At 35.9% G+C, this 14,681-nt stretch carries 11 protein-coding genes and 1 riboswitch; of the genes, 9 read left to right on the top strand and 2 right to left on the bottom strand.

All coding sequences use genetic code 11. From position 1 onward, the window contains the following. The first annotated feature begins 44 nt into the window (after positions 1-44). The 7 genes from BMY85_RS03065 (at position 45) to BMY85_RS03095 (ending at position 7,591) form a co-directional block, all read left to right on the top strand. Positions 45-677, top strand: a complete 633-nt coding sequence (locus BMY85_RS03065; RefSeq protein ID WP_092476335.1) for a single-stranded DNA-binding protein — start codon at positions 45-47, stop codon at positions 675-677. A 137-nt stretch (positions 678-814) separates the two neighbouring features. Beyond that, a complete protein-coding gene (locus BMY85_RS03070) occupies positions 815-1,303 on the top strand; it encodes a cob(I)yrinic acid a,c-diamide adenosyltransferase (protein WP_092476338.1) in 489 nt (162 codons plus the stop codon). Between the two features lie 59 nt (positions 1,304-1,362). Next, positions 1,363-1,536: riboswitch (Lysine riboswitch) on the top strand. Between the two features lie 162 nt (positions 1,537-1,698). Further along, entirely contained in the window at positions 1,699-2,583 is an 885-nt protein-coding gene (gene dapA / locus BMY85_RS03075) for a 4-hydroxy-tetrahydrodipicolinate synthase (protein WP_092476341.1), read from the top strand. 56 nt (positions 2,584-2,639) lie between these two features. Beyond that, entirely contained in the window at positions 2,640-3,392 is a 753-nt protein-coding gene (gene dapB, locus BMY85_RS03080) for a 4-hydroxy-tetrahydrodipicolinate reductase (RefSeq protein WP_092476344.1), read from the top strand. A 307-nt stretch (positions 3,393-3,699) separates the two neighbouring features. Continuing rightward, a complete protein-coding gene (locus BMY85_RS03085) occupies positions 3,700-4,776 on the top strand; it encodes an ABC transporter ATP-binding protein (RefSeq protein ID WP_092476346.1) in 1,077 nt (358 codons plus the stop codon). After that, the gene (locus BMY85_RS03090) at positions 4,776-7,016 is read left to right on the top strand and encodes a Gldg family protein (RefSeq protein WP_092476350.1); all 2,241 of its coding nucleotides are present in this window, start codon (positions 4,776-4,778) and stop codon (positions 7,014-7,016) included. Before BMY85_RS03085 ends, BMY85_RS03090 begins: the two co-directional genes overlap by 1 nt. After that, a complete protein-coding gene (locus BMY85_RS03095) occupies positions 7,016-7,591 on the top strand; it encodes a DUF4340 domain-containing protein (RefSeq protein WP_092476354.1) in 576 nt (191 codons plus the stop codon). Before BMY85_RS03090 ends, BMY85_RS03095 begins: the two co-directional genes overlap by 1 nt. Positions 7,592-7,770: 179 nt before the next feature. Here BMY85_RS03095 and BMY85_RS03100 read toward each other — a convergent pair whose 3' ends face one another. Beyond that, entirely contained in the window at positions 7,771-9,159 is a 1,389-nt protein-coding gene (locus tag BMY85_RS03100; protein WP_092476357.1) for an NCS2 family permease, read from the bottom strand. Between the two features lie 211 nt (positions 9,160-9,370). Here BMY85_RS03100 and BMY85_RS03105 point away from each other — a divergent pair, with 211 nt between their 5' ends. After that, positions 9,371-11,200: a SpoIID/LytB domain-containing protein gene (locus tag BMY85_RS03105; protein ID WP_092476360.1), complete on the top strand. Its 1,830-nt coding sequence runs from the start codon at positions 9,371-9,373 to the stop codon at positions 11,198-11,200. On the opposite strand, the gene BMY85_RS03110 is transcribed toward BMY85_RS03105, so the two are convergent. Beyond that, positions 11,175-12,017 carry a YihY/virulence factor BrkB family protein gene (locus BMY85_RS03110; RefSeq protein ID WP_092476362.1) on the bottom strand — a complete coding sequence of 281 codons (843 nt, stop codon included), beginning with the start codon at positions 12,015-12,017 and terminating at the stop codon, positions 11,175-11,177. The two genes, BMY85_RS03105 and BMY85_RS03110, sit on opposite strands and share 26 nt — an antisense overlap. A 210-nt stretch (positions 12,018-12,227) precedes the next feature. Between BMY85_RS03110 and BMY85_RS03115 the strand changes: the two genes are divergently transcribed. Next, complete coding sequence (locus BMY85_RS03115) at positions 12,228-14,513, top strand: right-handed parallel beta-helix repeat-containing protein (RefSeq protein WP_092476364.1); 2,286 nt, start codon at positions 12,228-12,230, stop codon at positions 14,511-14,513. Positions 14,514-14,681: the final 168 nt, after the last annotated feature.

Raw genomic sequence — 14,681 nt, forward strand, 5'->3', positions numbered from 1 at the left:
CATTTTAGCATAGCTAAACAGAAAAAGAGAGGAGTTATACAATAATGACAGATAAAATATTTGAAAACAATCAGGTGACAATTGCAGGTAAGGTTGTAGGGGATTATAAACACAGCCATGATGTTTTTGGTGAGGGATTCTATATCTTAAATGTTAAGGTAAATCGTTTAAGCAATTCAGATGACACAATACCATTAATGATATCGGACAGATTAGTTGATGTAAATGAAAGTTTAGATGGCAAAAATATCGAAATAACAGGTCAGTTCCGTTCATATAACCGCCATGAAGAGAACAGAAATCGATTAATGTTATCTGTCTTTGTAAGAGAAATTAATATTTGTGATGATGACTATGTAAGTCAAAAACCGAACTACATCTTTTTAGATGGATTTATCTGCAAACATCCAATTTACAGAAAGACACCATTGGGAAGAGAAATTGCAGATTTACTGCTTGCAGTAAACAGGCCTTATGGAAAATCAGACTATATCCCATGTATCTGCTGGGGACGTAATGCCCGTTATGCAGAAAAATTTGAAGTGGGTGGACATATTCAAATCTGGGGAAGAATCCAGAGCAGGGAATATCAGAAAAAGATTAATGAGGAAGAAGTCGAGAGACGTGTAGCATATGAGGTATCAGTTAGCAAGCTTGAATATTTAGGAGAAGAGTAAGCATTGATACTTCTATATGATGTAATCCTATAAAAATAATAGATTTTTTTATTCGTTTGTGATACAATAAGAACTGTTTCAATTATGCAGAGTCGTCATACATAACCTAATAGCAGGTTGTCAGCAGGAGGCTTAAGATGAATAAGAAAATAGTTCAGGTTTATTGCGGAACTGGAAAAGGAAAAACGACAGCAGCGGTAGGACAGTGTATCCGTGCGGCAAGTATGGGATATGAAGTAATCATTATCCAGTTTTTAAAGGGCAAGGATGCAGAAGAGTTTTCTTTTTTAAGTAAGCTCGAACCAGACATAAAGCTGTTTCGGTTTGAAAAGGAAGAAGAATTTTATTTAAATTTGACTGAGGAACAGCAAATCGAAGAAAGAGAAAATATAATTAATGGATTTAATTTTGCACGAAAAGTAATTGAGACAGGTGGTTGCGATGTGCTAGTGTTAGATGAGGTATTAGGTCTTATCGAACTGGGGATTATTACGACAGAGGACTTAATAAAATTAATTCAATTAAGAGACGATTATGTACAGCTTGTTATGACTGGCCACAACCTCTCTGATGAATTGGCTGAATATGTGGATGTGATATCTGAAATTCGCCCGATTAAGGAGTAACATGTATTGACAAAGTAATACTAGAGTGCTAACATTAAAAAAATAATAAGAAAATTTTCAAGCAAGGTAGAGGCGCATTTTTTATGAGTAAGCTGCTGGACATAGATAGGAGTGGCAGAAGGCAGCCAAAAGGAAACGATGCCGAAGGTTTTGCTAACCTACAAAGCAGGATCTGGGCACATAATGAATAATTATGTGACTGTCATCTTTTAAGATGGAGTGCTACCTAAAGGATTATGCCTGATTTTGCAAAATTTCTTTAGGAGCCGACTGTAATAGTCGGCTTTATTAATGTCAATAGGCAGGATAGGATCATAAATTATACTATATAAGAGAGAACTGCAAGTATGGCAAAAGGGGTAATACTGCATCGGAAAATAATAGGAGGATTAATTATGGCAATATTCACAGGTTCAGGTGTTGCAATTGTTACACCAATGAAAGAAAATGGCGAAATTAATTATGAAAAATTAGAAGAATTAATTGAGTTTCAGATAAAGAATGGTACAGATTCTATTATCATTTGTGGAACAACTGGTGAATCTTCCACTATGACGGAAGAAGAACATTCCAAAACAATTAAAGCATGTATTGATGTTGTAAATAAGAGAATTCCAGTTATTGCAGGAACTGGTTCTAACTGTACACGAACAGCAGTTCAATTATCCAGACAGGCTCAAAAAGATGGAGCAGATGGAGTCTTAATTGTGACACCATATTACAATAAGGCAACTCAGGCGGGTTTAAAGGCTCATTATACAGAAATTGCTTCCAATATCAGCATTCCCGTTATTATGTACAATGTGCCTAGCCGTACAGGATGTAAGATGGAAGCTGCTACAGTAAAAGAATTATTTGAAAAAAATGAAAATATTACTTCTATTAAAGAAGCAACAGGAGATATCTCTTTTGTAGCAGATGTTATGAATTATACAGATGGAAAAATTGATTTATACTCAGGAAATGATGATCAGATTGTTCCTGTTCTTTCATTAGGTGGAAAAGGTGTTATTTCCGTACTTGCTAATGTAGTGCCAAAAGAAACACATGATATGGCTGCATCTTATTTAGCAGGAAATGTGCAGGAAAGTTTAGCTTTACAGATGAAATATTTATCCTTAGTACGTAGCTTATTTAGTGAAGTAAATCCAATTCCAGTCAAAAAGGCACTGAATTTAATGGGCATGAATGTTGGTGGCCTTCGTCTTCCTCTAACGGAAATGTCTGCTGAAAAAGCAGCTGTTTTAGAGCAGGAAATGAAAAAGGCTGGCATTCTGTAGTTAAGAATCATTTTTAAGATACAGAGAAAAAAGGATAGAAAGGTAAGGTTTTTATTATGACTAGAATAATAATGCACGGATGTAACGGTGCAATGGGTCAGGTCATTTCTGATATTGTCCGAAAAGATGAAAATGCAGAAATTGTAGCAGGTATTGATATTGTAGATAACAGGGAAAATGGATATCCGGTTTTTACAGATATTGATTCCTGTGATGTAGAAGCAGATGTCATTATTGATTTCTGTTCTCCAAAAGCAATTGATAAACTGCTTGCTTATTGTAAAAAAACTGGTACACCTGTTGTTGTATGTACGACAGGATTATCAGAAAAACAGATTGAGGCCGTAAAGGAAACAGGAAAAGAAGTAGCAGTATTTAAATCAGCCAATATGTCATTAGGGATTACTATCTTAAGCAAGTTATTAAAAGAAGCGGCACAGGTATTGGCAGACGATTTTGACATAGAAATCGTAGAAAGACATCATAATCAGAAATTAGATGCTCCTTCTGGAACTGCTTTAATGTTAGCAGATTCTATCAATGAAGCACTTAATAATGAATATGAATATGTTTATGATCGTTCTAAGGTTCGTGAGAAGCGAAAGAAAAAGGATATTGGTCTTTCAGCAGTTCGAGGTGGAACGATTGTTGGTGAACACGAAGTAATCTTTGCTGGTACAGATGAAGTTGTTGAGTTTAAACATACTGCATATTCAAAAGCTATTTTTGCAAAAGGAGCTGTGGCTGCGGCTAAGTTCCTAAAAGGAAAAGGTGCAGGAATGTATGATATGACAGATGTAGTAGAATAAAGAATACAATTAGTAAATGGCACCGGATTGTTGAAAAAACAGTTCGGTGTTTTCATTTTAGGTTAAAATATCGCATATTATACGTTTTTGTATTTGTATGTAGACCTTGCGTAAGGTATAATGATTTAGATGTGTGATTTCTATAAAAAGAGAACAAAACAGAAGATAAAAATGTGTAGTTTTGTTCACAAAGTTTTTACATATAGAAGGTACAATGTACTTAGTTCATATAACGTGCTGAATACGATAGTCAATACATGCGGATTAACTGGCTAGTTATTTGACCAAGTAGATAGGAGGAGTCGTTTTGATTGAAGTAAAGAATTTAGTAAAAAAGTACAATGACCACGTAGCAGTAGACAACTTAAGTTTTACTTTGGAAAAAGGTCATGTACTAGGGTTTCTTGGGCCAAATGGTGCTGGAAAATCAACAACAATGAACATAATTACGGGGTATTTACAGGCTACATCAGGTAGTGTAAAAGTAAATGGACATGATATGGAAGAAGAACCGGATTTAGCGAAGGAATCCATCGGTTATTTGCCGGAAATCCCGCCACTATATCCTGATATGAAAGTAAAAGAGTATTTGACATTTGTTGCAGAATTAAAAAAAGTAAAAAAATCTGAACGAAAACAAATGATTCAGGAAATTATTCAGATGATTGGTTTACAAGATGTTGAGAATCGTTTAATACAGCATCTATCCAAGGGATATAAGCAGAGAGTTGGCTTAGCAGGAGCGATTATGGGGTATCCTGAGCTGATTATACTAGACGAGCCAACAGTAGGTTTAGATCCAAAACAGGTAATCGAAATCCGAGAATTAATTCGTAAATTAAGTGAAAAGCATACAATTATTTTAAGTTCTCATATTCTTTCTGAAGTCAGCGCTGTATGCGATGAGGTCATGATTATTAACAAAGGGAAACTGGTTGTATGTGATAATACAGAAAACCTGTCTCAGCAGGCTGGCAAGATGTCTCTTGTTATTAAGGCAAAAGGTTCAGAAGAACAGATTACATCTATCCTAAAGGGAGTGAAAGGCATAGAAGACATTACAATTAATAAAGAGGCATCCACAGAAGAAGGAGTAAAACAGGTTACGGTAACATATAAGGAAAATGAAGAAATTCGTGATGAGATTTCCTTTGCGTTTGCAGGTGCAAGATGTCCTATCTATGAGATGAAATCTTCTACAATGAGCCTGGAAGATATTTTCTTACAAGTAACAGGAAGTACGCCAGTAACAGATGTAGAGCCAGAACCTGTGCAGGAAGTGGAAAAGCCTGAGAAGATATACGAAAGTGTAGAAGAAGCAACGGGCCATTCTACGGAAACTCTGCTAAATGAAGATGCCAGAAACGACAAGGAGGGAGAATAATGTTAGCGATTTATAAGAAAGAGTTAAAATCCTACTTTCATTCTATGATAGGTTACGTGTTCATGGCGTTTTTCTTAGTAGTTATCGGCATTTACATGTATGTTGTCAATTTAGTACAGCAAGTAGCCAATTTTGAATATGCATTAAATTATGTACAATTTATTTTTATTATTTTGGTACCAATTTTAACCATGAGAGTTATTTCGGAAGAAAAAAAGCAAAAGACAGATCAGCTTTTATTTACGTCTTCTGTCTCTATGGCAAAAATCGTAATTGCTAAATTTTTAGCGGTGATTTCTTTATTTATAATTACAATGCTTATTGTTTGTGTTTATCCAATTGTCTTAAATTTCTATGGAGATGTGCCATTTAGCACAAGTTATTCTTCCATTTTGGGATTTACTTTAATTGGATATGCTTTAATTGCAGTTGGATTATTTATCTCTTCCTTAACGGAATCACAGATTATTGCAGCGGTAATCAGTTTTATTGTATTATTAGTAAGCTATCTGGCAGAACAGCTTGCTAGTGTGCTGCCAACTGAGAAACGTCCAACAATGTTAATTACATTGCTAGTGTTTGCAGCATTCAGTTTTATTATTTACTTATCCATGCGCAATCTGATTGCAGCACTTGGCATATGGGCAGCAGGAACAGCAGGACTTGTGCTTCTGTATTTCTTCCATGCAAGCTTTTATGATAACTTACTTGCAAAAATGGTAAATGCAATCGCTATTATGAAACCGTTCGATGATTTCGCTTATGGAACTATTTATTTATCAGACATTATTTATTATTTAAGTATTATTGCGTTATTTATTATTTTAACAACTCTTTTCATTAAAGACAGTTTAGCGGATAAGGTAAGAAAAGGAGGTACTTACCGTACCACTTTGATGGTTATTGTTTCTGTTATCTGTGTGGCTGTAAATTTATTTGCCGGCCAGTTAGATGTTTATGCAGATGTAAGTTCACAGAAGATGTATTCAATTACTCAGGAAACCATTGATTATGTAAAAGGCGTTGACAGCACAATTAAAATGTATTACGTGGTAAGAGAGGGTTCAGAAGATCCTACCGTTGAGAAGATCGTAAATAAATATGATAACTTAAGCAGTAAAGTAAAAGTGGAAAAGAAAGATCCTGTCTTATATCCTAATTTTACGAAGAAATATACCAATGATGAGGTTATCCCTAACAGTGTCATTGTTGTAAATGAGGACAATGAAAAGTTCAAGGTGGTAAGCTATACAGATATGTTTGAGTATGACCAGAATACGGTATATGCGATAGATGTGGAAGGACAGCTTACAGCAGCGATTGATTTTGTTACCAATGAGAATTTGCCAAAATTGTATTATACAACAGGTCATGGCGAAGTGGAATTTGGAGATACTTTAACAACGGTTATCAAAAAGAAGAACGTGAGCTATAATAGTTTAGCTACGTTGACAGTTGATAAAATTCCTGAAGATTGCGACATTCTTGTAATTAATGGTGCGACATCTGATTTCTCAGAAAAAGAAACTGCAATGGTCCGTCTCTATCTTGCAAATGGTGGAGATGCAATCGTTACTTTACAGTCTACCAATAATGAAATGTCTAACTTAAAAGGACTTTTAGAGTACTATGGAATACGTCAGAAAGAAGGAATGGTATTAGAACAGTATGGGAATTATATGAGTGGTTATCCAACCAATATTATTCCTGCCTTGGGAACTCATGAAATTGTAAGTTCCGTAAATGCATCAGGACGTTATGTAGTTATGCCAAACTGTATTGGCTTAGCAGCATCTGATACCATACGTGAAAGCGTAACGGCAACAGAACTTATGAAGACATCTGATGAGGCATATTCTAAGGTGAATATGGATTCTAAGACCTATGAAAAAGAAGAGGAAGACATCATTGGACCATTTGATTTGGGAATTTTAGCAGAAGAAAAAGCAGAAAAAACGGAAGATACTACTAAGTTAGTTGTATTTAGCTCAGTTTACTTGTTTAATGAAGAAATCTGTTCAACTGGACAATTTGCTAATGCTGATGTTTTAAGAGATACATTAGGCTATATGGTGCCAACGAATAAAAATATTGATATCAGTTCCATCAGCCTTACTACAAGTTACTTAACAATGTCTGGAACTACACAGCTTGTATTAGGTGTTGTATTTGTCATTGTCTTGCCACTGGTTATCTTGTTAACTGGTTTAGTTATCTGGCTGAGAAGGAGGAAGGCTTAATGTCAAAGAAAAAGAAGAAGGAGATGACAACAATCCTGGCGTTGGCTGTATTGCTGATTGCTGTCTGTATCGCATACTTTGCTGTTTCTTCACATAATAAGAAAAAGGAAAAAGCGGCAGATACTTCTGTACACCTGCTTCAGATCGATAGTTCCTTAGTGAATAAGATTGAGATTCATAATGAAGATGGAACTGCTGTGTTTGAAAAGAAAGACAGTGAATGGTCAAATCCATCAAATGAAAAGTTTGCTTTCAAAAAAGGTGAGATTGAGAAATTACTTGAACAGTATTCCGATCTGACTGCATCAGGCAGTGTCGTTAATCATAAAGATAACCTTGCGGAGTATGGTTTAGAGAAACCAGTAGCAGCACTTACGATTACGTTAAGTGATGGAACCAGTATTACACTAAGCGTTGGAGACAATGTGCCTCTTAGTACAGGTTTTTATGGAATGCTAAGTAACTCAGATGGGGTATATACCTTTGACCAGGAGAATATTTCTTATGCATTCGCTACTCAGGAACAATTTGAAGATACAGCTGCAGAGTCTGAAAATGAAGCTCAGGCAGAGTAGGAGAATAAAAACTCTCTTGCATTCTAGGAATGTAAGGGGGTTTTTTGTACAGGCAGATTTTGATGAAACGGATAAAACTATGGAACTTTCTGTAAGAAACATTTCTATAAAAGATTTATAATAGAAAAAGGGAATGCTACATGAATCGCTATGAGACATTCCCTTATTATTAAATACCATTATTTAATAAAAATATACTTACATACAAACAATACCGCCAATACATACATTAGCCAGCTAATATTTTTCTTCTTAGCATTTCTGGTAAATAAGTTAAGCAATACATAAGAAATAACTCCAAGGGAAATACCTTCTGCAATGCTATAAAAGAAAGTCATTGCAAGAATACAAATAAAGGCAGGAATACCTTCTAGCATATCGTTAAGATCAATAGACAGGACAGAAGCCATCATATAGAAACCAACGATAATTAAAGCAGGTGCTGTTGCACAGGAAGGAATGGCTGTGAAAATAGGTGCTAATAACATAGATAATGCGAATAAAATACCAGTTGTAACAGCAGTTAAACCTGTACGCCCGCCTTCTGAAACACCAGTTGCACTTTCAACGTAAGTAGTTGTTGTAGAAACACCGAATACAGAACCAATAATGGTTGCAATAGAGTCAGCAAGTAAAGCACCTTTAATTCTAGGAAGCTTTCCATCTTTATCAAGCATATCTGCCTTAGAAGAAACACCAATTAAAGTTCCAAGTGTGTCAAACATATCAACGAATAAAAATGCAAATACAGCCATAATAAATCCGCCAGAAAGAAGTCTGGAGAAATCAAGCTTAAAAGCAACATCACCTAAACTGCTGATTTTAGCAGGATTGGAGAAGTTAGGAAGCATGCTGTAAAAATGCTGCTCAACATTTACTTTGTACAATCCAGCAGCCTGTCCGAGGCATCCAAGAACCCAGGTAATTAAAATGCCAAGTAAAATACCACCCTTTACTTTTTTTATTAAAAGGATTGCCATAATGAGAATGCCGATAAGTGCTAACAGGGCACAGAAATCAGAAGAATCAAAAGCTTTTCCACTGAATTTATGGAATTGTAACAATGTATTAGGATTATCTTGAACGATTCCGGCATTCTGGAGACCGATAAAAGCAATAAATAAACCAATACCACAGCTTACGGCATGTTTTAGTGTTTTAGGAATCGCATTGAAAATCGCTTCTCTAATATTTGTTAAAGAAAGCAATACGAAGATGATACCTTCTACAAATACAGCAGCAAGTGCTTCTTCCCATGTGTATCCAAGAGATAAAACAACTGTGTAGCAGAAATATGCATTAAGTCCCATCCCAGGAGCAAGGCCAAAAGGATAATTGGCAAGGAACGCCATAAGGAAACATCCAATAGCGGCAGCGATGGCAGTACCAAAGAATACACCATTCGGATTCATAAGTGTCCCAGCATAACCTTTTTCATTAAATGCAGTCATTGTAGTTGGATTAACGGCAAGTATATATGCCATTGTCATAAAGGTGGTAAAACCTGCGAGAACTTCTTTTTTTACATTAGTATGGTTCTCTTTTAACTTGAAGATTTTTTCTAACATAAGTACCTCCATAGTGATAAGTAACATTAAATAATTTAAGAAATTTTTAATGTAAAATTAATAAGTACTTTTAGAGTGTATCAAAAGGTTAATTATTCGTCAATCATATGTTTGTACCAATTTCAATACAAAATTTGAAGTGGACAACATATTCTATATAAAGGTATAATATATTAGTTATAGTTAAAATGGAAAATAAAGGAGGAAAAACGTGAAGACGAAAGTTGGCATTTTGCTAGTCAGTATGATGCTGTTTATAGGAGTATTTCTATATGGTGCATTTCAAAACATAGACAAACCTAAAAAGGAAATGGGGCAGCTCCACAAAGAAGAATCGGTAGAAACGGTTCTTAAAAATGTCTGGATTGTTTCAGGCAAGGATTCAGAAATTACATATTTTAATGGAGATGAAACTGTAAAAGCAGAGACTGCTATGAAACTTTCTCAAACTATTGAACATGTAATTGGAGACCTGACAATGAAAGATGGAAAGGTTCAGAAGGTAAAGTTAAAACCTGAAAGGATAACTGGAAAAGTAATGACAGTAGGAAAAGATACTATCCAGCTGGAGACGGAAGGTACTATTCAAAACTATCCCATTTCAGATGAGTTTAAAGTGTATCGGGATAAAGATGGGTTAAAGTCATCAACAGTCCAGAGCATTTTAGTTGGTTATGATAATGTGGAGTTTGCACTTGGAGATGGGGAAATATGTGCTGGTATTGTGGAAAAAGAGCTGGAAATCCATAATATCAGAGTTTTAATCAATACTGGCAAATATGAAAAGAACCTTCATGAAAAGGTGACATTTACTTGTACAAGCGATTACACCGTTAAAAAAGGGAAAACAAGTACTTCCTATAAAGCAAACAAGCGAATCAGCGTTAAGCCTTCTAGCAAGCTGTTAGCTTCAGGACGTATTATCATTAAACCCAAAAAACCAGGGGGCAAAGTGAAACTGCTTAATGTAGACAGGACTTGTGGAACACCTGGATATCGTGGAACCATAGAAATTGCCAGATATGAAGACAAACTAACAGTGGTGAATGAATTGCCTATGGAAGAATATTTATATGCAGTCATCCCTAGTGAAATGCCAACGGATTATGGCAATGAAGCATTAAAAGCCCAGGCAGTCTGTGCCAGAACATACGCCTATAAACAGCTGCTGCAAAATGGATTCAGTGAGTATGGTGCGCATATTGATGACAGCGTTGCTTCTCAGGTTTATAACAATATAAAAGAAGATAAAAACAGCATTAAGGCAGTCAAAGATACCTACGGAGAGGTAATATTAAGAGATAAGGACGTTGCGGAAGCTTATTATTATTCAACTTCGTGGGGATGTACAGCAGATGCAAAAGATGTCTGGCTAAATGCAAAAGACAATTGCTTAGAAGGGAAAAACCAGATATGTAAAGCAACACCTGAGGAAGAAAATAATTTTGATTATGCCCAAGAAAAGGCATTCAAAGCATTTTTAATGGATAAAAAGACTAAGACATACGACAGTTCATTTCCGTGGTATCGCTGGAATGTTACTATTTCTGGAAAAGATCTTAAAAAATCTATTGAGAAGAGTTTAAAAGCCCGCTACGAAGTAAGTCCGAATCTGATTTTAACCTTATCAGGAAGTAAATATGAAAGTCTTCCAGCTGACTCAGTGGGAGAAGTGAAAAAGATTGAGATTGTGAACAGAACAAAGAGCGGCCTGGTAAATGAGATTCTTATTGTGGGTTCAGAAAAAACTATTAAGGTGTGTTCAGAATATAATATCAGGCTATTATTAGCACCTTTAAAAGATACTATTAAGAGAAATGACAATAGTAAAATTAAAGGACTTAACATGCTTCCAAGTGCATTTTTTACGGTTACAAAAAAAGAAAAAGCGGATGAGTATTATTTTAAGGGGGGAGGATATGGCCATGGTGTTGGCATGAGCCAAAATGGTGCTAAAGAAATGGCTCATCAGGGATTTAATTATAGCACCATTTTACAGCATTATTATAGTGATACTACGTTAGGGAATCTTTATTTGTAAACTTGTCTAGGACATAGTTGATTTCTCCGCCAAAGAATAAAATATACATGCAGAAGTAAAGCCATAACATAAGCAAGACAGCAGCTGTCAGGCTTCCGTAAGTGTTGGTGAAGTTTTTCATATGGTCAATATAATAAGAAAAACCATAGGAAAAAATCATCCATCCAGCAGCACTAATAAAAGCGCCTGGCAGTTCTTTCATAAATCTGGATTTCCTGTTTGGTATGAAAAGATACATAGTGGAGAAAAGCAATAGTAAAACCAGCAGTACTACAAAGGTCCGAATGCTAATCAGCAGCAATGCAACATCTGTCAAGGCAGGAAGCCTGCTTTCAATCCAAATCAAAAGAGAATTGCCAAAAACCAGTAACAGCAAAGTACCGATGAGCATCAGAGCGAAAACAAAGGTATAAAAAAAGGCAAGAAAGCGTATTTTAAAGTAATTGCGGGTTTCCTGAATGCCATAAATAGTATTGAGGCCTTTCATAATTGCGAAAAAACCTCTGGAAGCAGACCATAAGGCAGTTATAGCAGTAACAGAAATAACGGTACTGGAACCATGTTTGTATATCTCAGTAATGATTGTAATAATATATGGACTGAAAGTATCTGGGATATAGGTATTTACGATATCCAGAAGATTGCTTTCTGTAATTGGCAAGTACTGAATCAAAGTCAGAAGAAACATGGTAAATGGAAAAGCCGAAATGATAATGAAGAACGCACCTTGGGCTGCAAAGCTTGTAACAAAATCATCTCTCATTTTTCTCGTAAAATCTAGTATGGATTCTATTAATGATTTCATTTTATCAAACATTAAAAACTCCTTAAAAAATGGTTTTCTACATAATTGTATATCTTAGTATATGTCAAAAGAAAATGCAATAGTCTAGGATTTTACCTTCTATGAAATGTACATAAAAGGAATAGGATATGGTAAAAATGCAAGTTGTAAAAACGCAATTTTTACAGTATTATAAAAGTATAATGACTATGTCATTATAGAAAAATTTTAGGAGGTATTTTTATGTGTGCAAAACTAGTAAAACGAAGACTTGCGCTTCTTTTAGCATTTGTATTAGTAATAACTATGTACATACCAAGTGCCAAAACAAGTACAGTCAAAGCGGCATCACAGAATGGTGATTTTGCAGTAGAAGGAAGTGGCTCTTCATGGGGAGCATCTTTTGGCTACAGTGTAACGATTACCAATCAGATGGGACAGGCGGCAGACAGCTGGAAACTAATTGTAGATGCTCCTGATATGGAGATTACGAGCATCTGGTGTGCCAAAGCCTCTGTTTCAGGCAGTCAGGTTACTTTTACACCAGAAGACTGGAACCAGGCAATAGCAGCAGACGCATCTGTATCTTTTGGATTTAGTGCAAACGGTACAATGCCAAGTATGGCAAGCTATAAAGTGGTATACAGAAAAAATGGTACAGAATACACTTATATAAGTGGCACTGTGGCATCAAGTGCTCCAGTAGTAACATCTGCAGCACCTGCATCAATCAAACCATCACAGGAACCAGTAAAAACAGACATTCCTCAAGTGACAAGCAATCCTTCAGGAAATTCATCCTTTGAATTAAATGTGTCCAATAGTATTGCAGAAGGAACCTATTCTTCTGACTTTACAGTAAACGGATTTACATTTATTGCTGGCGGTTCAAGCTGGGTTGTAGACAGTTCCAATAAAACATGCAATGGAGTATCTTATACACGCCGTGCAAAATCAGGTGGAAAAGGTACTACAACAAAACGTGCTGTTGCATTTGATGCAAAGGACGCAGGAACATTAGTAGTACATGCTATGAGTGGTGGTTCAACAAACCGAAACTTAACTTTAAACTACAATGGCAATGACATTCAAAGTAATGTAACTGTGCCAAGTACCGTAACAGAATCTGTATTTGCTTTACCTGGTGCAGGACATTACGTATTATATCCATCTGATGATAACGTAGGAATTTATTACTTAAAGGTAACGGGCGGTTCTTATGCTGTACCTTCACAGGCAGCTACCCAAGCACCATCTAAGACACCAGCTCCAGCACCTTCACAGAATGCAAATCCTGTATCAGGAGACATTTTTGTAGCACCAAATGCCAATGGTTCTGGTACACAAAGCAGTCCAATGAGCTTTACAAAAGCCTTAACTTCTATTCAGCCAGGAAAAACAATTTATTGTTTAGCTGGTACTTACTCTTACAGTCAGCAGATTACTATTTTATATGGCAACAATGGATTGCAAGGAAAGTACAAATCCATCGTTGCTTATAATGGTGCAAATGTTGTATTTGACTTTTCTAAGGAGGCATACGGTGATACTGCATCTAATGCCAGAGGTATTCAGCTAGAAGGAAACTACTGGAGACTATATGGTCTTAAAATTATAGGAGCCGCAGATAATGGAATGATGCTTTCTGGTAACTATAACTTAATCGAAAACTGCCAGTTCGATGGAAACCGTGATACTGGATTGCAAGTAAGCCGTAGAAACTCAAGTTTGTCAAGTATGTCAGACTGGCCATCCTATAATACAATTAAAAACTGTACATCCTGTAACAACATGGATCCAGCAACAGGTGAAAATGCGGATGGATTTGCAGCAAAACTTACTTGTGGACCAGGAAATGTGTTTGATGGATGTATTGCTTATAATAACGTAGATGATGGATGGGACTGCTATGCAAAATCTGCAACAGGACCAATTGGCGTTCTTACAATTAAGAACTGTATTGCATTCCGTAATGGAGAAACAGCAAGAGGCGTTATGACACCAAATAGTGATGGCAATGGATTTAAATTAGGTGGTTCAGGTGTTGGTACCCCTCATATCGTGACAAACTGTATTTCCTTTGAAAATAAAAACCACGGTTTTACCGATAATAACAATCCAACTTCTTTATCCATTAAGAACTGTACTTCATTCAACAACAGCCGTGCAGATGGAAAGAAAGCAAACTTCCAGATGGATCGTGCAGGAAGCGGTGCAACATATGCAAACTTATTATCCTGTTCTACAAATACAATAGGAAGTGATAAATTTAAAGGCACCATTTCCAATTCTGTTTACTATAATTCTTCTAAGTATTATAAAGTAACAGGAGCTGCTGCTATTAGTAATAATAAGGTAGGTACAATAGTGAACGCACCAAGTGCTTCTGATTTTGAATCCGTTAATACTCCAGTATTAGGTACAGATGTACATAAGACATGGAGAAATTCTGATGGTTCTATTAAGCTTGGTTCTTTCTTAAAAGTGAAGAGTTCATCAGCTTTCTATGGTATGGGTGCGAAATTCTAGAAATGATATGTCTGTTTGGCGTATTGTTAGGAAAGAGTTGCTAAAATGGAAAAAGGGATGCCGATAGATGGTCTGTCCAGAGTTTTCAAATAAAAACATGGAAGTGTCGCTTTAGCGGTTTGAAAAATCGCTAAACGACGCTTCTTTTTTTAATAAATTTGACGAGAT

It is taken from the genome of [Clostridium] polysaccharolyticum, from assembly GCF_900111595.1.
GTDB lineage: Bacteria > Bacillota > Clostridia > Lachnospirales > Lachnospiraceae > Clostridium_AI > Clostridium_AI polysaccharolyticum.

What these genes read in the sequence shown, in the direction of transcription:
- dapA (WP_092476341.1), top strand. Translation starts at nt 1,699, where the DNA reads ATGGCAATATTCACAGGTTCAGGTGTTGCAATTGTTACACCAATGAAA.
- BMY85_RS03110 (WP_092476362.1), bottom strand. Translation starts at nt 12,017, where the DNA reads ATGTTTGATAAAATGAAATCATTAATAGAATCCATACTAGATTTTACG.
- BMY85_RS03070 (WP_092476338.1), top strand. Translation starts at nt 815, where the DNA reads ATGAATAAGAAAATAGTTCAGGTTTATTGCGGAACTGGAAAAGGAAAA.
- BMY85_RS03100 (WP_092476357.1), bottom strand. Translation starts at nt 9,159, where the DNA reads ATGTTAGAAAAAATCTTCAAGTTAAAAGAGAACCATACTAATGTAAAA.
- dapB (WP_092476344.1), top strand. Translation starts at nt 2,640, where the DNA reads ATGACTAGAATAATAATGCACGGATGTAACGGTGCAATGGGTCAGGTC.
- BMY85_RS03115 (WP_092476364.1), top strand. Translation starts at nt 12,228, where the DNA reads ATGTGTGCAAAACTAGTAAAACGAAGACTTGCGCTTCTTTTAGCATTT.
- BMY85_RS03065 (WP_092476335.1), top strand. Translation starts at nt 45, where the DNA reads ATGACAGATAAAATATTTGAAAACAATCAGGTGACAATTGCAGGTAAG.
- BMY85_RS03090 (WP_092476350.1), top strand. Translation starts at nt 4,776, where the DNA reads ATGTTAGCGATTTATAAGAAAGAGTTAAAATCCTACTTTCATTCTATG.
- BMY85_RS03095 (WP_092476354.1), top strand. Translation starts at nt 7,016, where the DNA reads ATGTCAAAGAAAAAGAAGAAGGAGATGACAACAATCCTGGCGTTGGCT.